Source organism: Stenotrophomonas sp. YJH_SMC_36 (assembly GCF_059369935.1).
The window spans coordinates 398,842-423,033 of sequence record NZ_JCAFTD010000003.1 but is presented as its reverse complement, the minus strand read 5'-3'; the positions used below and the strand labels follow the sequence as shown (position 1 = coordinate 423,033).

The 24,192-nt window shown below is 68.7% G+C and carries 22 protein-coding genes; 14 read left to right on the top strand and 8 right to left on the bottom strand.

The window, feature by feature from the left end:
• Positions 1–8 precede the first annotated feature (8 nt).
• The 3 genes from ribA (at position 9) to AC5P76_RS08490 (ending at position 3,239) form a co-directional block, all read left to right on the top strand.
• A complete protein-coding gene (gene ribA / locus AC5P76_RS08500; protein ID WP_074899932.1) occupies positions 9–1,145 on the top strand; it encodes a GTP cyclohydrolase II RibA in 1,137 nt (378 codons plus the stop codon).
• 73 nt (positions 1,146–1,218) lie between these two features.
• Positions 1,219–1,719 carry a PH domain-containing protein gene (locus AC5P76_RS08495; RefSeq protein ID WP_053517123.1) on the top strand — a complete coding sequence of 167 codons (501 nt, stop codon included), beginning with the start codon at positions 1,219–1,221 and terminating at the stop codon, positions 1,717–1,719.
• Positions 1,716–3,239: a PH domain-containing protein gene (locus AC5P76_RS08490; RefSeq protein WP_495222722.1), complete on the top strand. Its 1,524-nt coding sequence runs from the start codon at positions 1,716–1,718 to the stop codon at positions 3,237–3,239. The genes AC5P76_RS08495 and AC5P76_RS08490 overlap by 4 nt, the downstream gene beginning before the upstream one ends.
• Positions 3,240–3,340: 101 nt before the next feature.
• On the opposite strand, the gene AC5P76_RS08485 is transcribed toward AC5P76_RS08490, so the two are convergent.
• Positions 3,341–4,399, bottom strand: a complete 1,059-nt coding sequence (locus AC5P76_RS08485; RefSeq protein WP_065181628.1) for a CDP-glycerol glycerophosphotransferase family protein — start codon at positions 4,397–4,399, stop codon at positions 3,341–3,343.
• Between AC5P76_RS08485 and AC5P76_RS08480 the strand changes: the two genes are divergently transcribed.
• Positions 4,398–5,204 carry a glycosyltransferase family 2 protein gene (locus AC5P76_RS08480; RefSeq protein WP_065181591.1) on the top strand — a complete coding sequence of 269 codons (807 nt, stop codon included), beginning with the start codon at positions 4,398–4,400 and terminating at the stop codon, positions 5,202–5,204. The two genes, AC5P76_RS08485 and AC5P76_RS08480, sit on opposite strands and share 2 nt — an antisense overlap.
• Positions 5,205–5,302: 98 nt before the next feature.
• On the opposite strand, the gene AC5P76_RS08475 is transcribed toward AC5P76_RS08480, so the two are convergent.
• The 5 genes from AC5P76_RS08475 to def all read right to left on the bottom strand — a co-directional run bounded on the left by AC5P76_RS08475 (position 5,303) and on the right by def (position 11,339).
• Complete coding sequence (locus AC5P76_RS08475) at positions 5,303–6,568, bottom strand: O-antigen ligase family protein (protein ID WP_053517197.1); 1,266 nt, start codon at positions 6,566–6,568, stop codon at positions 5,303–5,305.
• A gap of 143 nt (positions 6,569–6,711) precedes the next feature.
• On the bottom strand, positions 6,712–8,424 hold the full coding sequence (locus tag AC5P76_RS08470; RefSeq protein ID WP_164151328.1) for an ArnT family glycosyltransferase: 1,713 nt from the start codon (positions 8,422–8,424) through the stop codon (positions 6,712–6,714).
• A 22-nt stretch (positions 8,425–8,446) separates the two neighbouring features.
• The gene (gene rsmB / locus AC5P76_RS08465; protein ID WP_164151330.1) at positions 8,447–9,778 is read right to left on the bottom strand and encodes a 16S rRNA (cytosine(967)-C(5))-methyltransferase RsmB; all 1,332 of its coding nucleotides are present in this window, start codon (positions 9,776–9,778) and stop codon (positions 8,447–8,449) included.
• 3 nt (positions 9,779–9,781) lie between these two features.
• A complete protein-coding gene (fmt, locus tag AC5P76_RS08460; RefSeq protein ID WP_053517116.1) occupies positions 9,782–10,705 on the bottom strand; it encodes a methionyl-tRNA formyltransferase in 924 nt (307 codons plus the stop codon).
• Between the two features lie 121 nt (positions 10,706–10,826).
• Complete coding sequence (gene def, locus AC5P76_RS08455; RefSeq protein ID WP_053517114.1) at positions 10,827–11,339, bottom strand: peptide deformylase; 513 nt, start codon at positions 11,337–11,339, stop codon at positions 10,827–10,829.
• A 126-nt stretch (positions 11,340–11,465) separates the two neighbouring features.
• Between def and AC5P76_RS08450 the strand changes: the two genes are divergently transcribed.
• From AC5P76_RS08450 to AC5P76_RS08410, 9 genes are all read left to right on the top strand, one after another.
• Positions 11,466–12,596, top strand: coding sequence for a LysM peptidoglycan-binding domain-containing protein (locus AC5P76_RS08450; RefSeq protein ID WP_053517112.1), 1,131 nt, complete (start codon positions 11,466–11,468; stop codon positions 12,594–12,596).
• A gap of 79 nt (positions 12,597–12,675) precedes the next feature.
• Positions 12,676–13,803: a DNA-processing protein DprA gene (gene dprA, locus AC5P76_RS08445; RefSeq protein ID WP_164151334.1), complete on the top strand. Its 1,128-nt coding sequence runs from the start codon at positions 12,676–12,678 to the stop codon at positions 13,801–13,803.
• A 43-nt stretch (positions 13,804–13,846) separates the two neighbouring features.
• Positions 13,847–14,320, top strand: coding sequence for a DUF494 family protein (locus AC5P76_RS08440; protein WP_053517108.1), 474 nt, complete (start codon positions 13,847–13,849; stop codon positions 14,318–14,320).
• Positions 14,321–14,359: 39 nt separating this feature from the next.
• Positions 14,360–15,097 carry a pilin gene (locus AC5P76_RS08435; protein ID WP_459062361.1) on the top strand — a complete coding sequence of 246 codons (738 nt, stop codon included), beginning with the start codon at positions 14,360–14,362 and terminating at the stop codon, positions 15,095–15,097.
• Positions 15,098–15,145: 48 nt separating this feature from the next.
• Complete coding sequence (locus tag AC5P76_RS08430; RefSeq protein ID WP_053517104.1) at positions 15,146–16,078, top strand: RDD family protein; 933 nt, start codon at positions 15,146–15,148, stop codon at positions 16,076–16,078.
• A gap of 191 nt (positions 16,079–16,269) precedes the next feature.
• Positions 16,270–18,756 (top strand): DNA topoisomerase I, encoded by a 2,487-nt coding sequence (locus AC5P76_RS08425; protein ID WP_111186261.1) that lies wholly within the window; start codon positions 16,270–16,272, stop codon positions 18,754–18,756.
• 105 nt (positions 18,757–18,861) lie between these two features.
• A complete protein-coding gene (tsaC, locus tag AC5P76_RS08420) occupies positions 18,862–19,452 on the top strand; it encodes an L-threonylcarbamoyladenylate synthase type 1 TsaC (RefSeq protein WP_080375246.1) in 591 nt (196 codons plus the stop codon).
• Positions 19,453–19,508: 56 nt separating this feature from the next.
• Positions 19,509–20,183 (top strand): DUF4124 domain-containing protein, encoded by a 675-nt coding sequence (locus tag AC5P76_RS08415; protein ID WP_111186262.1) that lies wholly within the window; start codon positions 19,509–19,511, stop codon positions 20,181–20,183.
• 25 nt (positions 20,184–20,208) lie between these two features.
• Entirely contained in the window at positions 20,209–20,931 is a 723-nt protein-coding gene (locus AC5P76_RS08410; RefSeq protein ID WP_495222721.1) for a hypothetical protein, read from the top strand.
• Positions 20,932–20,969: 38 nt separating this feature from the next.
• Here the strand turns inward: AC5P76_RS08410 and AC5P76_RS08405 are convergent, their stop codons facing one another.
• Positions 20,970–21,746, bottom strand: a complete 777-nt coding sequence (locus tag AC5P76_RS08405) for an SDR family oxidoreductase (RefSeq protein ID WP_065181584.1) — start codon at positions 21,744–21,746, stop codon at positions 20,970–20,972.
• Between the two features lie 111 nt (positions 21,747–21,857).
• Between AC5P76_RS08405 and AC5P76_RS08400 the strand changes: the two genes are divergently transcribed.
• A complete protein-coding gene (locus tag AC5P76_RS08400) occupies positions 21,858–22,070 on the top strand; it encodes a hypothetical protein (RefSeq protein WP_053515748.1) in 213 nt (70 codons plus the stop codon).
• Positions 22,071–22,170: 100 nt separating this feature from the next.
• Here AC5P76_RS08400 and sppA read toward each other — a convergent pair whose 3' ends face one another.
• Positions 22,171–24,093 (bottom strand): signal peptide peptidase SppA, encoded by a 1,923-nt coding sequence (gene sppA, locus AC5P76_RS08395; protein ID WP_262101410.1) that lies wholly within the window; start codon positions 24,091–24,093, stop codon positions 22,171–22,173.
• Between the last annotated feature and the right edge of the window lie 99 nt (positions 24,094–24,192).

Here is a 24,192-nt window from a genome sequence, read left to right as displayed (position 1 = left end):
AGACTGCGATGTCCGCCTCCCCCGGTCCTGCCATGCCTGCTGCCTCCTCCCTGTTCGGCGACCCGGCCGCGATCCGCTGCGAGCGCGCGGTCGCGGAACTGCGCGCCGGTCGCCCGGTCCTGCTTCACGACGGCCAGGGCCAACGCCTGGCCGTGATCGCGCTGGACAGCGCCACCGCCAGCAGCTTTGCCGCCTTTGCCAGCGCAGCGCGCGAGCGTCATTACCTGTTCCTGACGGCGACCCGCGCCCGCGTGCTGGGGGTGGAGGCACCTGACGGTGTGCGCCTGCCGCTGGCCGGTATCGCCTTCGACGCCCTGCCGACGCTGGGCTACCTGCGCGAGCCCGGGCCGATGCCGGCTCACTGGACCGCAGGCGATGCCTTCGATGCCGGCGCGGTTGAACTGGCCCGCCTGGGCCTGCTGCTGCCGGCCATGGTCGCGGTGCGCCTGGATGCGGATGATGCGACCTTCGACGGCGCCGCCGACGTCGCCCTGTGCGACCTGGCCGAAGGTGCGGCGCACGCCGCCCACGACTATGAGCTGGTCGCCCGTTCGCCGGTACCGCTGCGCGATGTCGGCATGACCACCTTCGCGGTGTTCCGCGGCGGCGTTGCACAACGCGACCAGGTGGCGATCATCGTCGGCGACCCGGACCTGTCTGCCGTGGTGCCGGTACGCGTGCATTCCTCGTGCCTGACCGGCGACCTGTTCGGTTCGCTCAAGTGCGACTGCGGGGACCAGCTGCGACGCGGTCTGCGCAAACTGAAGGAGCTGGGCGGCGGCGTGCTGCTGTATCTGGACCAGGAAGGCCGGGGAACGGGCATCGCTGCAAAGATGCGCGCCTATGGCTACCAGCACGACGGGCTGGACACGATCGACGCCGATGCACAACTGGGCTTCGGCGCCGATGAGCGACGCTATGGCAGCGCCGTGGCGATGCTGCGCGGCCTGGGCATCAGCCGCGTGGCCCTGCTCAGCAACAATCCGACCAAGGCACAGCGCCTGCGCAATGCCGGCATCGAAGTGCTGGACTGCATTCCGGTCACTGGCGAGATCACGGCCGAGAACGAACACTACCTGCGCACCAAGGCCGACCGTGCCGGCCATCTGCTCGATGTCGATGCACTGATCCAGGCGGCGCAGTAGCGCGCCCGACCTGCTACCGTCTGCGCGGTGCGGCTGCGGCCGCCCGCCTGCCCTGCCGCCCGACGGAGCCCGTGTGACCGACCAGCCTCTTCCTGCTGTGCCCATCAACGACTGGCAGCCGCTGCCGGCCCGCGCCGCACGCCTGGCCGCGCTGGAAGGCGCATTCGGTGGACTGTTCGTGCCAGGCGCACCGCTGGCAGCCGCGTGGTGGTTCTTCGATCTGCCTGCCGGGCTGTGGGGTGCAGCGTCGGGCCTGCTGGTCGGCGCTCTGTTCGGCGCGTGGCTGGGCCATCGCCGCCTGACCCGCACACGCTGGCGCCTGGACGCACAGGGCCTGGGCCTGCGCAGGGACCTGATGTGGCAGACCGAAACGCAGGTACCGGTCTCGCGCGTGCAGCACCTGGATCTGCGCCGTGGTCCGCTGGAGCGGCGTGCCGGCCTGGCGACCCTGATCGTGCACACCGCAGGCACCCGCCTCAGTGCAGTGACTGTCAGCGGCCTGGATGATGCCGACGCCGAACGCCTGCGCGACACCCTGGCCCACCAGCTCGACCAGGACGCCGACGCCCTGTGAGCCAGCCACCGCCCCTGCCGCCCCCGCTGCCACGCGGCGGCGACGAACAGCGCCTGCACCCCTGGTCATGGCTGTTCGTGCTGCTGATGCAGCTGCGGCACTACTTCCTGCCGTTGGTCGCGCTGCTGGTGTTCGGCCAGCGCGGCGACCGCGACCCGCTGTGGGCGCAGCTGATGCCGCTGCTGGCCATCGCCGCGCTGGTGGTGGTCTCGGTGCTGCAGTACCTGAGCTACCGCTACCGCATCGGCAGTGATGCGATCACCGTGCGCAGCGGGCTGCTTGCGCGCAACCGCCGGGAAATTCCCTTCGCCCGCATCCACAACGTGGAAGTGCGGCAGAACCCGTTGCACCGGCTGTTCGGCGTGGCCGAGCTGCGCCTGGAGTCGGCCGGCGGCGTGCGCCCGGAGGCAGAGATGCGGGTGCTGCGGTTGGACCAGGCATTGGCACTGGAGCAGTTGGTGAAGCAGCGTGGAAAGGCGCTTGGCAACGCACCGGCTGCCACCGCCGACCCGACCGATGAAGTGCTGCTGCGCATGTCCACCGCCGAAGTGATCCGGCTGGGCCTGCTGTCCAACCGCGGCTGGGTGCTGTTCGCCGCCGCCATCGGTGCGCTGCTGCAGGTGATCCCGCGCCGTTCGCTGGACGGCGTGATCTCCAGCGGAGGACGCGAGGCGTTCGGCTATGCCAGCCAGCTGCACGAGGGCTTTGCCGGTCTGCTGATCCTGGCCGCGCTGGTGCTGGTCGCAGGCTGGCTGCTGATCCGCCTGCTGTCGGTGGTGCTGGCCCTGCTGCGCTATGCCGGCTTCACCCTGACCGAGCAGGAACACCGGCTGACGGTCGCGGCAGGCCTGCTCAGCCGCACGCGCAGCAGCGTGGCGCGCCGACGCATCCAGGCCTGGACCCTGCGCGAAGGCACCCTGCAACGCTGGTTCGGGCGGCGCCAGCTGCAGATCGACAGCGCTGCCGGCGGCCCCACCCGCGAGGAAGACCGGGCCCTGCGCGAACTCGCGCCGCTGGCACCGGCCGCCGACTGCGATCATCTGGTGCAGCGCCTGCTGCCTCAGCTGCAGTGGCCGCCCGCGCACTGGCAGCCGGTGCCGCAGCGCGGCTGGTGGCGGTTGTGCCTGGGCAGCGTACTGCTGGTGCCGTTGCTGGCCGCCGCGATGTACTGGCGCTGGGGAACACCCGGCCTGCTGGTGCTGGGCTGGCTGCCGGTCGCGTTGTGGGTCGCCCATCGGCAGATGGCGCGCATGGGCTGGCATCTGGATGATCGCTACGTCGCGGTGCGCGGCGGATGGTGGAGGCGCTGGTGGCGCTGGGCGGAACTGGACAAACTGCAGGGCCTGCGCCTGCAGCGCTCACCGCTGGACAGGCTGCTGGGCACGGCCAGCCTGCAGTTGGACACCGCAGGCGCGCATGGTGATGTGGCCCTGGCGCTGCATTACCTGCCGCACGCACAGGCACGGGCGCTGATGGCGCAGCTGGCCGCCGCGCTGCCGCGCCGCAAGCTGCGCTGGTGATCCGTTGCCGCCCTTCCACGCCTGGCGTGGATCTACTGTAGAGCCGAGCCCATGCTCGGCTTGCCACAGCCGAGCGTGGGCTCGGCTCTACATCCCCCCGATCACCGCTGTGATGGCCCCCAGTAGCCCAGATCCCTGCGGATCTGCAGGTCACGCATCCAGCTTCCGAAGGGTTTGCGGCGCAGCGCGCCCATCTCGCCGGACAGGAAATCCTCGGTTGCGGCAATCACCCGCTCACTGGAGCGGCCGTCACGGTACGGATGGATCGCGTCGGCATAGCGCACGATCTCCGCCTGCAGGGCGGCATCCGGGTGCAGCGCGCGCTGCAGCATGACGGGCAGCTGCGCCGGCACGTCGAAATCGATCATGTGCGGTTTCGGGACGCGGTTGCGGAAGGTCACCACCGGCTTGTGCTGGACGATGAACTCCGAAACGATCGAAGACGTATCGGACACCAGCACATCAGCGGCGCGCTGTGCGGCCATGACCTGCTCCGGTTCGATGAAGCGTGCATTGGCGCCGGCCAGCGCACGGTAACGCTCGAACAGCTCCGGCGGGCACTTCGGGTGCAGGGTCAGCAGCCAGTAGCGTTCCCCGGCCGCGATGTCGGCGGCGATCTGCGCATGCAGGTGCGGGGCGGCGCTGAGCCGCTCGGTGAAGGTCGAGCCGAACAGGATCACCGGACGACCGCCCGCCGCTGCGCGCAGCGCGGCGCTTTCGCCACCATCGTCGCGGAACAGCGGGTCCAGCTTCGGCCAGCCGGTCTCGGCCACCGCGAAGTGACCCTGCAGGGCGGCGATGTCGCGGAACGGCGCGGTGGTGGCCGGGCCCTGGGTGCAGTACAGGTCGAACATCCCGCGTACCCGGAAATGGCCACGTGCGCTGTCGCGCTTCTCCACGTTGAAGCCATGGAACAGCTGCACCTTGGCACCGGACAGGAACGTCGGCACCCAGTTGGCCGCGCTGTACACCGCGCGCGGGCGCATCGCCAGGGCCTGCTTCAGGCCGATCACGGGCACGCCCGGCAACTGGCTGCCGGCGGCGCCACCTTCGAACCAGGCAGCCACCTCCTGCCCGGACGCGTGCAAGGCCTGCGCCAACGGGGCGAGAATAGGCAGCGCATAGCGCTCCGTCGCAAACAACAGGTACCCGGCCATCATGTCCTCCACGACCGCTCCCATCGAACGGCCTCGCATCTCGGCGTGCATTATCGCGTTCAACGAGGCCGGCCGCATCGGCGACTGCCTGGCCTCGCTGGCCTTCTGCGACGAGATCATCGTGGTGGACTCGTATTCCAGCGACGCCACCGTGGCCATCGCCGAGGCCGCCGGTGCCCGCGTGCTGCAGCGGCCGTTCGATGGCTTCCGCAGCCAGAAGGCGTTCTGCGTCGAGCAGGCAGCACATGACTGGGTGGTGTGCCTGGATGCCGACGAGCGCATCAGCCCGGAACTGCGCGCCTCCATCGAACAGGCCCGCGAGGGGGGATTCAGCGGCCACGCGGGCTACCGCTTCGCCCGCCTTTCAGAGTATTTCGGCCGCTTCCTGCGCCACGGCAACGCCTATCCGGACCGGGTGATGCGCCTGTTCGACCGCCGCCGCGGCGGCTGGCGCGGCACCCGTGAGATCCACGAGGCCGCCAGCGTCGATGGCAGCGTCGGCACCCTGCGCGGCGACCTCATCCACTACCCCTACCGCTCGCTGCAGCAGCAACTGACCAAGACCGAGAAGTACGCGCGGATGATGGCCGAGCACGAGTTCGCACGCGGCAAGCGCGCCACCCTGGGCAAGCTGGTGCTGGCACCGGCCTGGCGCTTCTGGCGGGGATTCATTTTCCGCGGCGGTTTCCGCGATGGTTGGCACGGCCTGGTCTATGCCTACGTGCGTGCCAACTACGTGCGGCAGAAGACCATCATGCTGTGGATGCTCGGCAACGGTCAGGCGGTGGCCGACCCGCCGCAGCCCTGATCCGCCGGGCATGGCCCGGCGCTACCGCTCCCGTGCACCTGCGTGCGCCGGGCATGGCGGTGCAGGGGTAGCGCCGGGCCATGCCCGGCGGCGGGGCGTCAACCCGCGTTGGCCCCGCGGTGGCGGGCACCTTCCAGGATCGACAACCCGGCCAGCAGGCCGACGATGGTGACGTAGAAGCTGGCCGTCATCTGGTGCGCGAACATCGACTGGGTCAGCCCGCACAGCACGTACGTGGTCACGATCATGATCCCGGCCGCGGCAGGCCCGCGGAACGTACTGCGCCCGCTGCGCCGATGCAGGCGCACGAACACCCACAGCGGAACGCCATACACCGCCAGCAGCAGCAGCAGGCCGGGCATGCCCTGGGTGGCGGCCCATTCGGCCACGTCGTTATGGGCATGGCCAAGGTGGCACCGCTGTTCGTCCGGGTTCTCGCGGCAGACCGGCACACGCTGCATCGCGTCATCGAAGTGGCCGATTCCGACACCGACCAGCGGGTGGTCCAGGAAGGTATCCCAGGCAACCTGCAGACGCTCCACGCGGGCACCGGCGGAAGAGTCGCTGTCGCCCTGCTCCATGCGCTGCATGTCGCTGTGCAGCTCGCTCAGCCGCACCTGGTGACGCAGCTCGGGCACCGACAGCAGCAGGGTGGCGCCAATCGCCAGCATGCCTGCCAGCACCGACAGGCGGGCGGTGCCGGTCCGCCAGCGCAGGCTCAGCGCCAGCACCACCAGCAGAGCCAGCAACGCCGCGAACACGCCACGGCTGCCGGTCAACACGATGGTTCCACAGCCGGCCGCCATGCCGACGATCACCAGCGACCAGCGTCGCGAAGGTCGGCAGAACACCAGCAGCACCATCAGCACCATCACGATGTCGGCCAGCACGATGGCATTGGTGAACAGCTCCGCACGCGGAGCCCCCTGCAGTACCTGCCACAGTGACATCGCGAAGGTGACCAGCAGCCCGGCCAGCGCGCCACGCCAGAGCCAGCGCAGGTCCGGGCGCAACGCGCAGACCCACAGGGCGATCCAGGGGATCACCACGAAGCGCGAGCGGTTGTCGACATCGCGCAGCCCCTGCTCGAACAGCAGCACCGACAGCAGGCCCAGTGCCAGCACCGCGAGCATCAGCCAGGTCAGCACCTTCACCGGCTGCCCGCCCATGTGCCGGGCGCGCCACAGCAGTTCCGGCGCCAGCAGCGTGCTGGCCAGCAGCAACAGGCCATACGGAAGCAGGTTGATCGGCACGGTAAGCACCAGCGCCGGAAGGCAGAACAGACCGATCTGCGCCAGCCAGTGCGCCGTGCGCTGCCGACCGCCGACGGGGGCACCCGGCAGGTCGCCGGCCGCGGGGTTCAGGTTGTCCGGTGGAGCTGGCACGTCGGAAGTTTCGCTGCGGGTGTGCGGGAAGAACGGGGGCGGCCACAACGGCCACTCCCAGTGTGCTGTTTTACTGCCTTTGTCGCCTGTTGGGCAGTCTGGACAAGCGTGGACACAGGTCGTTATCCGCGTTCCTGCAAACGCCGTTCACGTTCGCGCTCGCGATCGCTGGCCTGGCAGGGCGCGACCACCGCCTCCGCCGGCACCAGCCACCAGCGGCGACGATTGGCCACGCCCGCCGGTTCGGCCCGGTCGCGGTCCACGCACGGCAACAGGGCGTCCTCCTGCACCAGCAACCAGCGCCGCGCCGGCACCAGCCGCTGCCAGCGCGTCGCCGCCTGCAGCTGTTCATCCCAGGCGGTGTTGAAGCCGAACGTGGCCGCCGGTCGATCGGCCATCAGCAGGTTCTGTTCCTTCCAGGCCACCAGGCCCAACTCGGCCTGCGGGCCGATGCGCTCCCCCACATGGCGCATCAGGCCCCGCGCCGAACCCGAATCGTTCAACAGCGGGTAGCCCACCAGGCTGTACAGCACCCACACCGTGGCCAGGGTCGACACCATGGCCAGATGACGCCGGCCACGGCCAGACAGCAACAGGCTGGCCACACCGCAGGCGCCCATCGCCAGCGCCGCCCAGGCCAACGCATCCATCACGCCCGGTGCCAGACCACGTTCGTGCTCCAGCCTCGACTCAAATCCCGGCTCGCCCAGCAATGCCAGTGCGCCTGCCAGCAGCGTGCCGAGCGCCAGGGCCAGCGTGAACAGCCCCAGCAGTGCCTGCACGTCGCGACGGCGCAGAAGGCCGGGCAGCAGCGGCGCCAGGGCCAGGCAGAACATCGGCAGCGCAGGGAGAATGTACACATCGCGCTTGCCCTCGGGAATCGAGAAGAACAGCACGATCAGCAACCACCACCCCAGCAGAAGCAGGTAGCGCGCGTCGCGTCGCTGCAGCCGGCGGCGCCAGGCCGGAATCGCCCACGGCAGTGCCAGGAACGCGGGAATCCACATCGACGGCATGATCGCCAGGAAGTACCACCACGGCTGGTGATGGTCCCAGGACTGGGCATAACGCCCTGCGGTCTGCTGGAACAGGATGTCGTCCATGTAGGCGCGGTACTCGTCCAGCCCGGTCGCCAGCGCCGCCAGCACCATCGGCAGCAGCCACAGCGCCACGGCCAGCAGGAACGCCAGCGGCGCCAGCCAGAAGCGCAGGTCGCGCGCATGCAGGCGCACACCGTTCCACCGCAGCGCCGAGCCGATCACGGCCGGAACGAGCATCAGCAGGGCGATCACACCCACGCCCTTGGTGATGACGCCGATCCCGGCGAAGAACCAGCCCAGCCACCACCAGCGCCATGCCGGGCCCAGCAGCAGGTGGCGCAGCAGCCCGTAGTTGGCCAGGGTGATGAACAGCACCACCAGCGGATCGATCTGTGCCTTCTTCGCCTGGAAGGTGAACTGCAGTGCGAACAGCAGTGCCCAGCCTGCGTACAGGCCGACGCGTCGCGTCCACAGCCGACCGCCGAGATCGACCACGCACCACAACGTGCCCAGCGCGGCGATCAGCGAGGGCAGCAGGAACGCCAGCCGCCAATCGCCGATCAGGTGATAGAGCGTGGCCTGCCACCACATCAGCATCGGCGGCTTGTCCGAGTACAGCTCCAGGCCGCGATGCGGGAACAACCAGTGACCGCTGTCCACCATCTGCTTGGCGACGAGCGCGAAGCGCGGCTCATCCGACGGCCAGGGATCGCGCAGGCCGAGTCCAGCCCCCAGCACCAGCAGGGCCATCACCACGAACAACCACGTCTCTCGCGACGCGCGGGTTTTCAGCATGAGGACTTGAACGGCAGCGGATTCACACCGCTTTTAGCAGACGCGCGTAGAAGAATCCGTCAGCATCGCTGTCACCGGGCAGTCGTTGGCGTGCAATGCCTTCGCAATCCAGCCCGAACGCCTCGTCCAACGGCTGCGCCACCGCATCCGGGTGCCACTTCAGGAACGCGCGGATCTGCTCGATGTTCTCCGCACGCAGGATCGAGCACGTGGCATACAACAGGACGCCACCGGGGCGCAGCATCGACCAGCATGCCTCCAGCAGCCGGGCCTGAACGCCGACCAGCGCATCGATGTCCTCGGCGCGGCGGTGGAACATCACATCCGGCTGGCGGCGGATCACGCCCGTGGCCGAACAGGGCGCATCGAGCAGGATCGCATCGAACGGCGTGCCATCCCACCACGCGCCAGGATCGCTGGCGTCTGCCGCCAGGGTCTGTGCGCCCTCACCGACACCCGTGCGCGCGTACGTGTCACGGGCACGCGCCAGGCGACGGGCGTCGATGTCCAGCGCCAGCAGGCGCAGGCTGGGATCACGCTCCAGCAGGTGCGCCGACTTGCCGCCCGGTGCGGCGCAGGCATCCAGTACCCGCGCCCCGGCGGCCGGCGCCAGCGCATCGGCCGCGCACTGCGCCGACAGATCCTGCACCGAGAGCGCGCCCTCGGCGAAGCCGGGCAGCTGGTTGACAGCGACCGGCGTCGCCAGCCGCAACGCGTCCGCACTGAGCGGACTCGGCTCGGCGACGATACCGGCCTCGGCCAGCACGGCCAGGACTTTCTCGCGGCCACCGTGCTGGCGGTTGGCGCGCAGCCACAGCGGCGCAGGCTGCAGGCTGGCGCTGAAGATCGCCTCGGCCTGCGCCGGCCAGTCGCGCTCGATGGCCTCGGCCAGCCAGGCCGGAAATGCATCGCGGGCCGGCTGTTCCGGGAATCCCTCACGCTGGGCGCGGCGCAGGATGGCATTGACCAGGCCCGCCTGGCGCTCACGGCCCAGCGCACGCGCTGCGTCGACGGTGGCCGACAGGGCCGCGTGCGCCGGCAGTTCCAGTACGTCCAGCTGGGCGAAGCCGACCATCAGCAGCGTGCGCAGGTCTGCATCGCGCGCCGAGAGCGGCTTCTGCATCCACGCCTGCAATGCCGCGTCATAGGTACTGCGACGGCGCAGCACGGCAAAACACAGCGCTTCAAGCAACGCCCGATCACGGCTGTCGGCCAGCTTCGGCAGGGCCCACGCCAGTTCCGCCTTCAGCGAACGGCCACGGGTGAACACCTGGGCCAGCACACGCGCGGCCAGCATGCGGGTGGCTGCACCCGGTGCCGCCCTGGCGATGGAGAAGTCATTCTGTTTCGTCACCGCTTACGCTCCCACGCGCAGGTCGCGACGGGCGTTGAGGTAATCGGCGGCAGTGATCGCCTTGCCACCTTCGCGCTGCAGCACGCGCAGGCGCAGCGCGCCCTGGCCGCAGGCAATGTCGATGCCTTCGCGGCCGGCAGCAAGTACCGTTCCCGGTGCTTGGCCGTGCTCCATCGCCTGCGCCACGGCGCCATGGATGCGCACGCGCTCGCCGGCCAGCGTTGCTTCGGCGACAGGCCACGGGTTGAACGCACGCACGGTCCGCGCCAGCACCGCTGCATCCTGCGCCCAGTCCAGCTTCGCCTCGGCCTTGTCCAGCTTGTGTGCGTAGGTCACGCCCTGCTCCGGCTGCGGCCGCGCGATCGGCTTGATGCCGGCGCGCAGCAGTCCCAGGCCATCGGACAACACCTGCGCACCCAGCTCGGCCAGCTTGTCGTGCAGCTGGCCACCGGTATCGGTGGCCGCGATCGGCAGCGCCTGGTGCAGCAGCACCGGGCCGGTATCCAGTCCGGCTTCCATCTGCATCAGGCACACGCCCGTGGTCTCGTCACCTGCCTGGATCGCGCGCTGGATCGGCGCCGCACCGCGCCAGCGCGGCAGCAGCGAAGCGTGCACGTTCCAGCACCCGTAGGTCGGGATGGCCAGCACGGCCTTGGGCAGGATCAGGCCGTAAGCCACCACCACCATCAGATCCGGCTTCAGGTCACGCAGCTGCTGCTGGGCCGCTTCGTCCTTCAGCGATTCGGGCTGGTACACCGGAATGCCGCGGGCCACCGCCTCGAGCTTCACCGGCGAGGGGGCCAGGCCGCGACCACGGCCTGACGGACGGTCAGGCTGGGTGTAGACGGCCACGACCTCGTGGTGGCGCGCCGCTGCGCGCAGCGATGACACCGCGAATTCCGGCGTACCGGCAAAGACAATCCTCATGGCTACCCCACTTGCAGGATGGATTCGTGCAGGAAAGAAAACGGCGCCGTCGGCCGGCGCCGTACAGCCCGCGCGCTGCGCGCGGGCACGGGCCACCCCTGCGGGCGGCCCGGAGCGGCGATCACGCCACGTGCTTGCGCTGCTTGGCCAGCTTCTTGCGGACCATCTCGCGCTTGAGCGGCGACAGATAATCGATGAACAGCTTGCCGTCCAGGTGATCCATCTCGTGCTGGATGCAGGTGGCCAGCACTTCACCGGCCTCCATCTGCTGTTCCTGGCCATTGCGGTCGAGGAACTTCACGGTGATGGTGTCGGCACGGGTCACGTCGGCGAAGATGCCCGGCACCGACAGGCACCCTTCCTGGTACACCCGGCCCCCGTCCTTGGCGACGATCTCCGGGTTGATGAACACCAGCGGCTGGTTCTTCTCTTCGCTGACATCGATGACCATGAAGCGCTTGTGCACGTCCACCTGGGTAGCGGCCAGGCCGATGCCCGGCGCGTCGTACATGGTCTGGAACATGTTGTCGACCAGTTCCTGGAAGGCCGGCGTGGTCACTTCGGCGGCGTCGATCAACGCGGCCTTGGTACGCAGGCGCGGATCGGGGAACTCAAGAATCGGGAGGAGGGCCATGGCAGTTTCCGGATAGGGGGCCGGCACGCCGGCATACGTCGCAGATTCTAGCTGCAACGCTTGCCTTGCGCCCCGGTTTCTGGACTATAGTGCGCGGACCTGTTGGGGAATCAGGGCTTCACACCTATGTTGCTTCGTTTTCGTACGGTCGTCGCCGCGGCGATGCTGACCGTGGCTGCCTATGCTACCGCCGTGGAAGTGAATGGCGGGCACCCGGATACCTATGTGGTCCGAAAAGGGGACACGCTGTGGGATATCGCCGCGCGTTTCCTGCAGAAGCCCTGGCTGTGGCCGGAGATCTGGCAGGCCAACCCGCAGATCGCCAATCCGCACCTGATCTATCCGGGTGACGTGCTGAGCCTGGCCTACCTGGACCGTGTGACGGCCCAGCCCGGGCCCCGCCAGGAGGCCCCGATCGATGCCATTCCGCTGGCCCAGGTCGAGCCGTTCCTGAAGCAGCTGAGCGTGGTCGACCGCATCGACCACCTGCCCTACGTGGCGGGCCTGGAAGAAGACCGCCTGCGCGCCAGCAGTGGCGAAGCCGTGTACGTGCGCCTGGCCGATGCCCAGGTCGGGCAGCGCTGGGCCGTGGTCCGCCCGACCGTGCGCTATGGCGTGCCCAAGCCCACCGAGGACCTGACCGCCAATGGCGAGGTCACCCCCGGCAGCGGCAACCTGTGGCGGGCCTACAACGCGCCGACGCGACGTGCGCACCAGATGCTGGGCTACGAGCTGATGCAGGTCGGCACGGGCACCATCACCCAGGTTGCCGGCGGCAAGGTCGAGGCGTCCACCCTGGTGCTGGACAAGAACAGCGGCGGGCGTGAAGTCCGCGCCGGCGACCGGCTGGTGCCGGTCGAGGCAAGGCCCTACGACCTGCAGTTCGTGCCGCATGTGCCGGCGGCGGGCGTCGAGGGCGTGGACGTGCGCGTGCTCGCGGTGACCGACATGTTCAGCGTTGGCGGGCCGCGCGATGTGATCGCCATTTCGGCGGGCCGCGCGCAGGGCGTGGACAACGGCACCGTGTTCTCGCTGTGGCGGCCCGGCCGCCACGTCGCGCACCGGATGAAGTACCCGGGGTCCTCGCGCATGGATGATTCGCTCAGTACCGGCGCCGGCCGGGTCTCGCTGCCCGACGAGTACGCCGCGCATGCGATGGTGTTCCGCACCTTCGACAACGTCAGCTATGCGCTGGTGATGCAGGGCGTGAAGCCTGTACGAGTGGGCTACAGCGCGCTGCATCCGGACACGAAGTAGGGTTGCCGGGAACATCCCTGACAGCCGCACGCGAAGGCGCCCTAGGGCGCCTTTGTTGTCTGCGGTCGATAGTGGGGGGATGACCAAGCAGGCAGATGAGGCGCTGGTGCGCCTGGTGATGGCGGGAGGCGCGCTGGCGCCGCGGCGGGCACTGCTGCAGGGCGCGGGCAGCGCCGAAGCGGCCCTTGCGCTGGGCGTGGCCGGCTGGCGCGCCCATGGCTGCACCCCGGAGCAGTGCGCGGCACTGGAACGCCCCGATGCGCAGCGGTCGAAAGCCGCCCTGCACTGGCTGCAGGACGACCACCATCACCTGCTGGCCGTTACCGACCCGGCCTTCCCGCCCCTGCTGCCGGAGGTCCCCAACCCGCCGCTGGCGCTGTTCGTGGCCGGCGACCCCGGCCTGGCCTGGCGCCCGGCGGTGGCGGTGGTCGGCAGCCGCTCACCCACACCGGCCGGTCGTGCGCTGGCGGCGCGTTTTGCCGGCAGCTTCGCCGAAGCCGGACTGGCGGTCGCCAGCGGCCTGGCAGCCGGCATCGATGCGGCCGCCCACCTTGCAGTGCTGGATGCCGGCGGCAGTACCGTTGCCGTCATCGGAACGGGCCCCGACCGTGCCTATCCGGACCACCATGCGCCACTGCAGGCCCGGATCGGCGCCGAGGGCGCCGTGCTCAGCGAGTACCTGCCCGGCACGGCTGCCCGTCCCGGCCACTTCCCGGCGCGCAACCGGCTGGTGGCCGGGCTGGCCTTGGCCACCGTGGTGATCGAGGCGGCGCACCGGTCCGGCGCCCTGATCACCGCGCGCCTGGCCGCCGAGGCCGGTCGCGAGGTATGCGCCGTGCCCGGCTCGGTGCTCAATCCGCGGGCGGCCGGCTGCCACCGCCTGATCCGCGAGGGAGCTGCCCTGGTGGAACGGCCCGAGGACGTGCTGGAGCTGCTGGCCCCGGCCCTGCGCCAGCAGCTGCCGGCCTTGCAATCGCGGCTGGCCACCCCCACTGAACAGGCAGTGCCAGCCGACCTGCCGGCACGCTGGGTCGGCGACCCTGACTACCAGCGCTTGTGGCAGGCCCTGGACCTTGACCCAATCAGTATGGATTCACTGATCACGCGCTGTGGATTGACGGCGCCGCAGGTGTCCTCCATGCTGCTGGCCATGGAACTTGCGGGAATCGTGGTCTGCGTACACGGCCGCTACTGTCGAACTCCCTAGTTTCTTCACCTCCACAGCGTCGCGCGACGCAGGCCGAGGGGCAATGAAAGAGAGCATCCTGGATGTACTGCTGTACCTGTTTGAACACTATTTCAGCGAAGATGCGGACCTGATCCGTGACCGCGATTCGCTCCAGAACGGCCTGATCCAGGCCGGATTCAGCCCTACCGAGATCAACAAGGCATTCGACTGGCTCGATGCCCTGGCGGCACAGCGTCCGAGTGTGGCCCAGGCGCGGGTCGATGGCCCGGTGCGCATCTATCACGGGCCCGAGCTGGACAAGCTGGACGTGGAATGCCGCGGTTTCCTGCTGTACCTGGAGCAGCACGGCATCCTCGATGCCGACCAGCGCGAGCTGGTGCTGGACCGGGCGATGGCGTTGGACCAGGACGAACTGGACCTGGACGATCTGAAATGGGTCGTGCTGATGGTGCTGTTCAACCAGCCCGGCGCCGAGGCGGCTTACGCCTGGATGGAAACGCAGATGTTCATGGACGAGCCAGAACCCCTGCACTGACCGTACACTTGGGGCATAGCGCATTCAGGAGCGTGCCCCGTGAGCGAGTGGTTCCATGCAGAAGGCAACCGGCAGCAAGGCCCGCTGCCGGCAGAACAGCTGGTCGAGCTGTTCCGCAACAATCAGATCAGCCTGGACACCCTGGTGTGGCGCGATGGCCTGCCGCAATGGCAGCCATTGCGCAGCGTGGTGGATGAGCTCGGCCTGATCGTGCCGGCCGTCGATGCCGCCCGCGACGACCCCGGGCTGCAGCCCCCTGCCCCGCAGCCTCCGGTACTGCCGGCGGCAACCCCCTATGCCCACAGTGCGCCCGCGGCCGCGTTGCCGCCACCGAAGAAGGGCCTGTCCGGCTGCGCCCTGACCGCCATCATCGGCGGGGCACTGCTGCTGGTGGTGGTACCCATCGTGGCGATCCTGGCGGCCATCGCGCTGCCTGCCTACAACGACTACATGCTGCGCTCCAAGGTCGCCACGTCGCTGACCGCACTGCAGCCACTGAAGGACCAGGTGCAGCATTTCGCCGACGAGGAAGGACGCTGCCCGGGGGCCAACGATGCCGGTTTCCCGGCGCCGGGGGACTTCTCCGCCGCAGGCCTGTCAGCGGTCCACATCGGCCGCTTCAACAACGGTCATTGCGGTATCGAAGCCACGCTGGCCGCGCCCGGCAAGACCATCGATGGCGATCTGCTGTGGCTGGAATACGACCGCGACAGCGGCCGCTGGGAATGCAGCGGCGAAAGCAACGACAAGTATCTGCCGCAGCAGTGCCGCGGCTGAGCCATCGGCACTACACCCCAAGCAAGGACGACCCAGGAGGGACACACAATGACTGAGTGGTATTTCGCCGAAGGACAGCAACGCCAGGGACCGCTGCCGGTCGAGGACATCCGCCAGCGCTTCCAGCGCGGCCAGCTGACACTGGATACGCTGGTCTGGCGCGAGGGCATGGCGCAATGGGCCGCGCTGCGGCAGGTGGTCGACGAGCTCGGCCTGCAGACCCTGGCCAGCGCCACCACGGCCGCTGACAGTGGCGGCTTCGACCTGCGCAGCGACTACCAGGCCATCGACAACGGCACGGCGCCGCTGCCCGGCACCGGCGCGCTCAGCAGTTCGCCCTACAGCGCGCCGGGCACCGCAGCCATGGCCGGCCACGCACAGCCGGTGATGGGCGGCGAAGTGGTGTACGCAGGCTTCTGGAAGCGCGTGGCTGCCTATGTGATCGACTACTTCGTGCTGCTCATCCCCGGCACGATCATCGGCGTCATTTCCGCCCTGGCACTGGGTGCGGGCATGGGGGCCGCCGGCAGCGGCGAGTCGGCCATCGAGATCATGGGCCAGCTGGTCAGCGGCCTGCTCAACCTGGTGATCTCCATGGTGTACTACACCTGGTTCCACGCCTCGCGCGGCGGTGCCACCCTGGGCAAGATGGCCGTCGGCATCAAGGTCGTGCGCAGCAACGGTGACCGGCTGACCGTAGGACGTGCCTTCGGACGCTACTGGGCCGCCGTGCTGAGCGGCCTGATCCTGTGCATCGGCTACCTGATGGCTGCGTTCACCGAGCGCAAGCAGGGCCTGCACGACATGATGTGCGACACCCTGGTGGTGGACCGCTGGGCCTTCACCGACCAGCCGCAGCTGCAACGCCGCGAGCTGGGCGTGGTCACCATCGCCGTCCTGGTCATCACCGCCCTGCTGGCCCTGGCCGGCCTGGTCCTGATGGTGGCGGCCATCGGATTCATCGCCAAGATGGCCTCCTGACCGGCCATCCTCACGCTTGGGCGCTTGACATGGAGCGTCCGGGCGTGATTCCTCTAATAAGGAAACCTGAACGCCCGGCACCCAACCGGGCGTTCAGTTTATGGATTTGCCCGTGGCCGCTTCACTAATGCGGCCGTTTGCTCCACCCTAGCGGCCCCTCCCCTGCGGCTCGCCCCACAGACACTGCTGCCATGCCCAAGCACCTGCTCATCGTCGAATCGCCGGCCAAGGCCAAGACGATCAACAAATACCTCGGCAAGGACTACACCGTCCTGGCCTCGTATGGGCACGTGCGCGATCTGATCCCGAAGGAAGGCGCGGTCGATCCGGACAACGGGTTCGCCATGCACTACGACGTGATCGACAAGAACGAAAAGCACGTCGATGCGATCGCCAAGGCGGCCAAGGGCGCCGATGACATCCTGCTGGCGACCGACCCGGACCGCGAAGGCGAGGCGATCAGCTGGCACATCGCCGAGATCCTGAAGGAGCGCGGGCTGGTCAAGGACAAGCCGATGCAGCGCGTGGTCTTCACCGAGATCACCCCGCGCGCCATCAAGGAAGCGATCAACCAGCCGCGGGCCATCGCCAGCGATCTGGTGGACGCCCAGCAGGCACGCCGTGCGCTGGATTACCTGGTCGGTTTCAACCTGTCGCCGGTGCTGTGGCGCAAGGTACAGCGCGGCCTGTCCGCCGGCCGCGTGCAGAGCCCGGCACTGCGCATGATCGTCGAGCGCGAGGAAGAGATCGAAGCCTTCATCGCGCGCGAATACTGGTCCATCGCTGCCGAATGCGCGCACCCGTCGCAGCACTTCAATGCCAAGCTGGTGAAGCTGGACGGACAGAAGTTCGAACAGTTCACCATCACCGACGGCGATACCGCCGAGGCTGCGCGCCTGCGCATCCAGCAGGCGGCGCAGGGCTCGCTGCACGTCACCGACGTGGCCAGCAAGGAGCGCAAGCGCCGCCCGGCGCCGCCGTTCACCACCTCCACCCTGCAGCAGGAAGCCTCGCGCAAGCTCGGCTTCACCACCCGCAAGACCATGCAGGTGGCGCAGAAGCTGTACGAAGGCGTGGCAATCGGCGATGAGGGCACGGTCGGCCTGATCTCCTACATGCGTACCGACTCGGTCAACCTGTCTCAGGATGCGCTGGCGGAAATCCGCGACGTGATCGCCCGCGATTACGGCATCGGTTCGCTGCCGGACCAGCCCAACACCTACCAGACCAAGTCCAAGAACGCCCAGGAAGCGCACGAAGCGGTGCGACCGACCTCGGCGCTGCGCACGCCGGCGCAGGTGTCGCGGTTCCTGACCGACGACGAGCGCAGGCTGTACGAACTGATCTGGAAGCGCGCGGTAGCGTGCCAGATGATTCCGGCCACGCTCAACACCGTCAGCGTCGACCTGTCGGCCGGCAGCGAACACGTCTTCCGTGCCAGTGGCACCACCGTGGTCGTGCCCGGCTTCCTGGCCGTGTACGAGGAAGGCAAGGACAGCAAGAGCGCCGAAGACGAGGACGAAGGCCGCAAGCTGCCGGCGATGAAGCCTGGCGACCGCGTGCCGCTGGAACGCATCCTGGCCGAGCAGCACTTCACCCAGCCGCCGCCCCGCTTCACCGAGGCGGCACTGGTCAAAGCGCTGGAAGAGTACGGGATCGGTCGTCCCTCGACCTACGCCTCGATCATCCAGACCCTGCTGTTCCGCAAGTACGTGGAGATGGAAGGTCGCAGCTTCCGTCCGTCCGACGTCGGTCGTGCAGTGTCCAAGTTCCTGTCCAGCCACTTCACCCAGTACGTGGACTACGACTTCACCGCCAGGCTTGAAGACGAGCTGGACGCCGTCTCGCGCGGCGAGGAAGAGTGGATCCCGCTGATGTCACGCTTCTGGGAGCCGTTCAAGGAGCTGGTCGAGGACAAGAAGGAATCGGTTGATCGTGCCGAAGCCAGTGGTGCGCGCGAGCTTGGCACCGACCCGAAGACCGGCAAGCCGGTCAGCGTGCGCCTGGGTCGCTTCGGGCCGTACGCCGCCATCGGCAGCACCGCCGAAGATGCCGAGGAGAAGCCGAAGTTCGCTTCGCTGCGCCCGGGCCAGTCGATGCACACCATCACCCTGGAAGACGCGCTGGAGCTGTTCCTGATGCCGCGCGCGCTGGGTGAGGACAAGGGCGAACCGGTCAGCGTCGGCATTGGTCGCTTCGGCCCGTTCGCCAAGCGTGGCAGCACCTATGCCTCGCTGAAGAAGGAAGACGACCCGTACACCATCGACCTGGCCCGCGCCGTCTTCCTGATCGAGGAGAAGGAAGAGATCGCGCGCAACCGGATCATCAAGGAATTCGAAGGCAGTGACATCCAGGTGCTGAATGGCCGCTTCGGCCCGTACATCAGCGACGGCAGGATGAACGGCAAGATTCCCAAGGACCGCGAGCCCGCCTCGCTGACGCTGGCCGAAGTGCAGCAGCTGATGGAAGAAACCGGCAAGCCGGTGCGCAAGGGCTTCGGCGCGAAAAAGGCCGCTGCCAAGAAGGCACCGGCGAAGAAGGCAGCGGTGAAGAAGGAAGCCGCGCCGAAGAAGGCACCGGCCAAGAAGGCGGCCGCGAAAAAGGCGCCGGCAAAGAAGGCCGCCGCCAAGAAGGCACCGGCGAAGAAAGCGGCCAAGAAGGTCGTCAAGAAAGCCTGATGCGGGACAGCGCCCGGCCATGGGTCGGGCGCAGGCAGTGCAGTACCCGGTCCGCCGCCGCCTCGATGGCGCCGGTCCACCCCATCTGCACGCGGTGGGAGGATAATGAAGGCCCATGCCGGGCCGGTCGCCACCATGAAAGAACTCACCCTGGATTCTGCCGTCACCCTGCTGCGCTCCGGCGGCGTGATCGCCTATCCCACCGAAGCGGTCTGGGGCCTGGGATGCGACCCGTCGCACGAAGCGGCGGTGCACACGGTGCTGCGGCTGAAGCAGCGGCCGATCGAGAAGGGCATGATCCTGGTGGCCGCCGAGCTGGCGCAGCTGGAAGGCTGGGTACGCCTGCAGGCGTTGCCCGACGAGCGTCAGCGTGCAGTGCTGGCCAGCTGGCCCGGTGCCAACACCTGGATTCTTCCTGCCGGATCACGCGCGCCAGGCTGGATCACCGGCGAACACAGCGGCATCGCGGTGCGCATCAGCGCCCACCCGCTGGTGGCGGCACTGTGCCACGCGTGGGGCGGGCCGCTGGTCTCCACCAGCGCCAACCTGGCCGGCGAGCCGCCGGCACGCAGCCGCGAGGAACTGGATCCGCGCCTGCTGCGCCTGCTGGACGGTATCCTGGATGGCCCGACCGGCGGCCTGGCCCAGCCGACGCCGATCCGCGATGCGCTCAGCGGCAACGTCCTGCGATCCTGAGCCGCCCTGTGGACGCGCGGATTGCGCCGCTCCGCCGGATCCCGCACGCTGCCTCCATGAGCCCGCTGCGCGCCGCCCTCTGCCTGAGCCTGCTGCTGCCATTGACCGCCACCGCCGGCGACGATGTGCGTGTCTACCGCTGTGTCGGCAGCAACGGCACCGTGGCACTGCAGGACACGCCGTGCAGCAGCGGCCGCCAGGAAGTGCGCGACCTGCAGCGGCCGCGTGATCCGGCGCCGCAGGTGGTGCGCAGCGACGCCGCGCCCGCAACCAGCACGCCGCCGGCCGTGATCGAGCGCGAGGTCCGGCACGTCTACGTCCAGCCTCCGCAACCGATGTACGAATGCGTTACCGCCGACGGCGAGCGTTACACCAGCGACAGCAACGAAGGCAATCCACGCTGGGTCCCGCTGTGGACCACGGTCTGGTCGCCGCGCGGCCATTTCGGGCCAGGCCATCCCGGGCCCCGCCCGGCCACGGGCGCATCGGCCGGAGGTCCGCCGATCTACCGGCCACCTGCGGTCGGCGTCGGCGTGCAGGTGCCGGCAGGCAACATCCTGGTCCGCGACACCTGCCATGCGCTGCCGCCGCAGGAAGTCTGTTCGCGCCTGCGCGATCGCCGCTGGGAGCTGGACCGCCGCTACAACAGCGCGCTGCAGAGCGAGCGCACCGCGATCAGCAACGAACAGCGCGGTATCGATGCGCGCCTGTCGCGCGACTGCGGGCGTTGAGCCCCTGCCCGTGTAGGCTGCACGCATGAGAAAAGCACTCTGGCTGGTTCTGGCGCTGCTGCCCGCAAACGCGTTCGCCGAGGACATGGTGATCTACCGCTGCACATTCAGCAGCAGCGACGTTCCTACCCTGCAGCGCACGCCCTGCCCGGAAGGCAGCACGCAGCAGATCCAGCGGGTACCGGAGCCATCAGCGACTCCGGCACCGCGCGTGGAGCCGCCCGCCGGCCAGGAAATGGAGCTCGCCCCGTCGTCAGCGCCGCCGCCGGCAGCGGCGGACACGCCGCGCGGGCTCGACCAGGCGCGCACCATCATGGAAGCGGGCATGGTTGAACCCGCTGGCGGCGGCGACGCCATTCTGGACAGCGCAGCGCTGCCGCCGCGGACGGACCCGGCAAGCCGCAGCGACACCGCGCCACGGGCACCGCTGCCGCCGATCTTCCAGTGCAGCAGCGAGGAAGGAAGCCGCTACCTGCACGAGTACGAGGCGGCGCCACCGCACTGCGTGCTGCTCGACGTACAGGGTCTTGGCGGTGTCACCCCGGCCAATGCCGCCAGCTGCGAAGTGGTACGCGACCGCTGCGAGGAGGTTCCCGAGATCCAGCGCTGCGGCAGCTGGCAGCAGCGCCTGCGCGACGCCCGGGGGCGCGAGCGCTTCGCCGCGCCGGAGAACCTCGACGCCGCGCGCAGCGAGCGCGAGCGTCTGCAGGCCGTGCTCGAGGCCAGCGACTGCCCGGTACCGGGGTGAGGACCTGCCGGCGTGGCGCGGGCCCAACGCGGTGACGGTCAGAACCCGTAGCGCAGGAAACCGCCGTCCACGGCGATGCATTCGCCGGTGACATAACTCGCCGCCGGCAGGCACAGGAAGCCCACGGCCGCGGCGACTTCCTCCGGCTCACCGATGCGGCGCATCGGCGTGCGATCGATGACTTCCTCGTAGTAGTCAGGGTCGGACAACGGCCCGGAGGTGCGGCGCGTGCGGATGTACCACGGCGCCACCGCGTTCACGCGGATGCCGTCCTCGGCCCATTCCACGGCCAGGTTGCGGGTCATCTGATGCATCGCCGCCTTGCTCATGCCGTACACCACGCCACTGCGCACATGGGTCAGGCCGGAGACGCTGCCGACGTTGACGATGGCCGACGAGGCGTGACGTGCCAGCAGCGGATGCGCATAGCGCGACAGTTCAAACGCCGAGAACAGATTGGTCTCGAAGATGCCGCGCCACTCGTCCTCGGTATAGTCGATGGCGGCGCGGGTGATGTTGCCACCCGCATTGTTGACCAGCACGTGCAGGCCATCGGCATGGTCCTCGACCCAGTCCAGGATCTGCCGGCGATCCTCGTCGTCGGAGACGTCGGCGGCAAGCGCGCGCACCTGCTGGTCGGGATAGGCGTCGGCCAGCTCGTCGCGCGCGGTTTCCAGCGCGTCGATGTCGCGCCCGACAATCATCAGGTCGGCACCGAAGCCGGCCAGTTCACGCGCGATGGCCAGGCCGATGCCGGCGCTGGCGCCGGTGATCAGTGCGGTCTGCCCGTCCAGTCGCCACCGTTGCTGGGTCATGTGTCCTCCCGGGCTGCGCCCGCTGTGTTCCGATGCAGAAAGGATACGCGCTCACGGCACGCCCCTGCCGGCGGTGCCACACTGGCCGCACGCCCGTCGCGGAGAGCCACCATGCGCATCCTGATCCTGTCCGTACTGCTGTCGGCGACTGTATTGCTGGCCGGCTGCCAACGCCCACCGGCACCGGACCCGGAACGGCCGCCGGAACCCCAAGCCCTGGCCCGTGCAGCGCAGCAACCGATCGATCGCGCGCGCGCCGTGCAGAAGACCGTCGATGATGGCGCCGAGCGCGAGCGCAGCGCGGAGGCCGACGCAGCGCGCTGATCGCAGCGATGGTGCCGTCAGCGGAGCGCCGCCGAACGAAAACGCCCGGCCAAGGGCCGGGCGTTTTCCGTCGATCCACGCTACGCGTGGCTGGCTGTGCTCAGAACCCGCAGAAGCAGTACGCCAGGGTCTTTACCGGAGCGCCGTTACCCTTCTCGCGCGCGGCGTTTTCGACGAAGCGCAGCTGGGTATCCACTTCCGGCATCGTGCGCGCCAGCATCATCCGCGCCACGCCCGAATCGGACAGCATCCAGGCACCAGTACGGCTGCCGGCAAACCCACTGACGAACTGCGCGAACGGGGTCGCGGCCTTTTCGATGTAACGCACGCGGAACTTGTCTTCGCCGCCCAGCTTGGCGCGGCTGGCGGCGTCGGCCACGGCGTCTTTCAGGCCACCGAAGGCATCGACCAGACCACGTTCCTTTGCCTGCGCGCCACTCCAGACACGGCCACGGGCCACCTCATCAATGGCCTCGACCGGCTTCTTGCGTGCTTCGGCGACACGTCCGGTGAAGTCGGCGTAGCCCTTGTTGATGACCGTCTGGATGACCTGGCCCACCGCCGGATCCATCGGACGGGTGACGTCAAACGCACCGGCGAAGCGCGTGGTGCCGACACCATCGGTATGCACGCCGATCTTGTCCAGCGCGCGGCTGAAGTTCGGGATCATGCCGAAGATGCCGATCGAACCGGTGATGGTCGAGGGATCGGCGTAGATGCGATCGGCATTCATGCTGATCCAGTAACCACCGGACGCGGCCAGGTCACCCATTGACACCACCACCGGCTTGCCGGCGGCCTGCAGGGCCACCACTTCACGGCGGATCTGCTCGGAGGCGAACACTTCGCCACCCGGCGAATTCACGCGCAGCACCACGGCCTTGACCTGCTCGTCGTCGCGCGCAGCGCGCAGCAGCGCCGACGTGGACTCACCACCGATGCGGCCGGCCGGCAGGTCACCGCCACTGATCTCGCCGGCGGCAACCACAACGGCCACCTGCGGGCGTGCATCCACCGGACTGCGGCGGGCGTCGAGCAGGGCCATGTAGCGACCGAAATCGACATTGCGGAAGCCGCCCTCAGCGTCTTCATCGGCCACGCCGCGTTCGATCATCAGGTCTTCGAACTCCTCGCGGGTCTTCAGCGCGGTCACCAGCTTCTGCTGCAGGGCGAACTTGGCCAGATCGCCACCGGCAGCCGCCACACCTTCGGGCAGCGTATCGATGCCGGCGGCCAGTTGCGCCGGATCCAGCCGGCGCGCCTTGGCGATGTCGCCCAGATAGCGCTGCCACACGTCGTTCATCCAGTACAGGTCGGCTTCCTTGGCCGCCGGCGAAGCAGCATCAAGCACATAGGGCTCGGCCGCGGACTTGTACTCGCCCACCTTGAACAGGTGCACGTCCACGCCCAGCTTGTCCTGCAGGCCGGAGCGGAAGTACTGGCGGTAGCGGCCCAGACCCTCGAGCACCACCGATCCCATCGGATCCAGGTAGACCTCGTCGGCCTGCGCAGCCAGCAGGTACTGCGACTGGCCCATGCTTTCGCTGTAGGCCACCAGCTGCTTGCCGGACGCGCGCAGGCTCTGCAGCGCGGCGGCGACTTCACGCAGCGAGGCGAAGCCGGAGGGCTGCAGCTTGTCCAGTTCCAGCACCACGCGCTCGATCTTCTTGTCCTCGCGCGCCGACTCGATCACCCGGACCAAGTCACGCAGCTGGACCTCTTCGGCGCTGTTGTCGCCCACGGCCTTGGCCAGCGCGCGGCTGACCGGATCGGCGCTGAACTGCTCGACCAGGCGCCCTTCCGGTGCGATCACCAGGGTCGTGCGCTCCTGCAGCGATTTGCTGGCGCCGGCGCCCATGCCGGCAGCGATGACGAACACCACCAGCAGCAGGAACAGCAGGCCGAAGAACACCAGGTTGAGGATCAACCGGCGGGTGAAATTCATGACGTCCCACAGCCCGATGAAGAAACTGGCGACGGGATTGCGACGCGCCTGGGGCAGCGGGGGCACGGGTTGATTCATGGAGCGCTCCGGATGGCTTCTTGCCGTGGTAACAGCATAGCCGGTGCCGTGTGAGGCGGCATCGGACACAAGTCAGGGGATCGCCCGTCACGGGGTGAC

Excerpts from the sequence above, each read along its gene's own strand:
- ribA (WP_074899932.1), top strand. The coding sequence starts at position 9 with ATGTCCGCCTCCCCCGGTCCTGCCATGCCTGCTGCCTCCTCCCTGTTC.
- AC5P76_RS08480 (WP_065181591.1), top strand. The coding sequence starts at position 4,398 with ATGTCCTCCACGACCGCTCCCATCGAACGGCCTCGCATCTCGGCGTGC.
- AC5P76_RS08485 (WP_065181628.1), bottom strand. The coding sequence starts at position 4,399 with ATGATGGCCGGGTACCTGTTGTTTGCGACGGAGCGCTATGCGCTGCCT.
- AC5P76_RS08470 (WP_164151328.1), bottom strand. The coding sequence starts at position 8,424 with ATGCTGAAAACCCGCGCGTCGCGAGAGACGTGGTTGTTCGTGGTGATG.
- fmt (WP_053517116.1), bottom strand. The coding sequence starts at position 10,705 with ATGAGGATTGTCTTTGCCGGTACGCCGGAATTCGCGGTGTCATCGCTG.
- def (WP_053517114.1), bottom strand. The coding sequence starts at position 11,339 with ATGGCCCTCCTCCCGATTCTTGAGTTCCCCGATCCGCGCCTGCGTACC.
- AC5P76_RS08450 (WP_053517112.1), top strand. The coding sequence starts at position 11,466 with ATGTTGCTTCGTTTTCGTACGGTCGTCGCCGCGGCGATGCTGACCGTG.
- dprA (WP_164151334.1), top strand. The coding sequence starts at position 12,676 with ATGACCAAGCAGGCAGATGAGGCGCTGGTGCGCCTGGTGATGGCGGGA.
- AC5P76_RS08440 (WP_053517108.1), top strand. The coding sequence starts at position 13,847 with ATGAAAGAGAGCATCCTGGATGTACTGCTGTACCTGTTTGAACACTAT.
- AC5P76_RS08430 (WP_053517104.1), top strand. The coding sequence starts at position 15,146 with ATGACTGAGTGGTATTTCGCCGAAGGACAGCAACGCCAGGGACCGCTG.
- AC5P76_RS08425 (WP_111186261.1), top strand. The coding sequence starts at position 16,270 with ATGCCCAAGCACCTGCTCATCGTCGAATCGCCGGCCAAGGCCAAGACG.
- tsaC (WP_080375246.1), top strand. The coding sequence starts at position 18,862 with ATGAAGGCCCATGCCGGGCCGGTCGCCACCATGAAAGAACTCACCCTG.
- AC5P76_RS08415 (WP_111186262.1), top strand. The coding sequence starts at position 19,509 with ATGAGCCCGCTGCGCGCCGCCCTCTGCCTGAGCCTGCTGCTGCCATTG.
- AC5P76_RS08410 (WP_495222721.1), top strand. The coding sequence starts at position 20,209 with ATGAGAAAAGCACTCTGGCTGGTTCTGGCGCTGCTGCCCGCAAACGCG.
- AC5P76_RS08405 (WP_065181584.1), bottom strand. The coding sequence starts at position 21,746 with ATGACCCAGCAACGGTGGCGACTGGACGGGCAGACCGCACTGATCACC.
- AC5P76_RS08400 (WP_053515748.1), top strand. The coding sequence starts at position 21,858 with ATGCGCATCCTGATCCTGTCCGTACTGCTGTCGGCGACTGTATTGCTG.
- sppA (WP_262101410.1), bottom strand. The coding sequence starts at position 24,093 with ATGAATCAACCCGTGCCCCCGCTGCCCCAGGCGCGTCGCAATCCCGTC.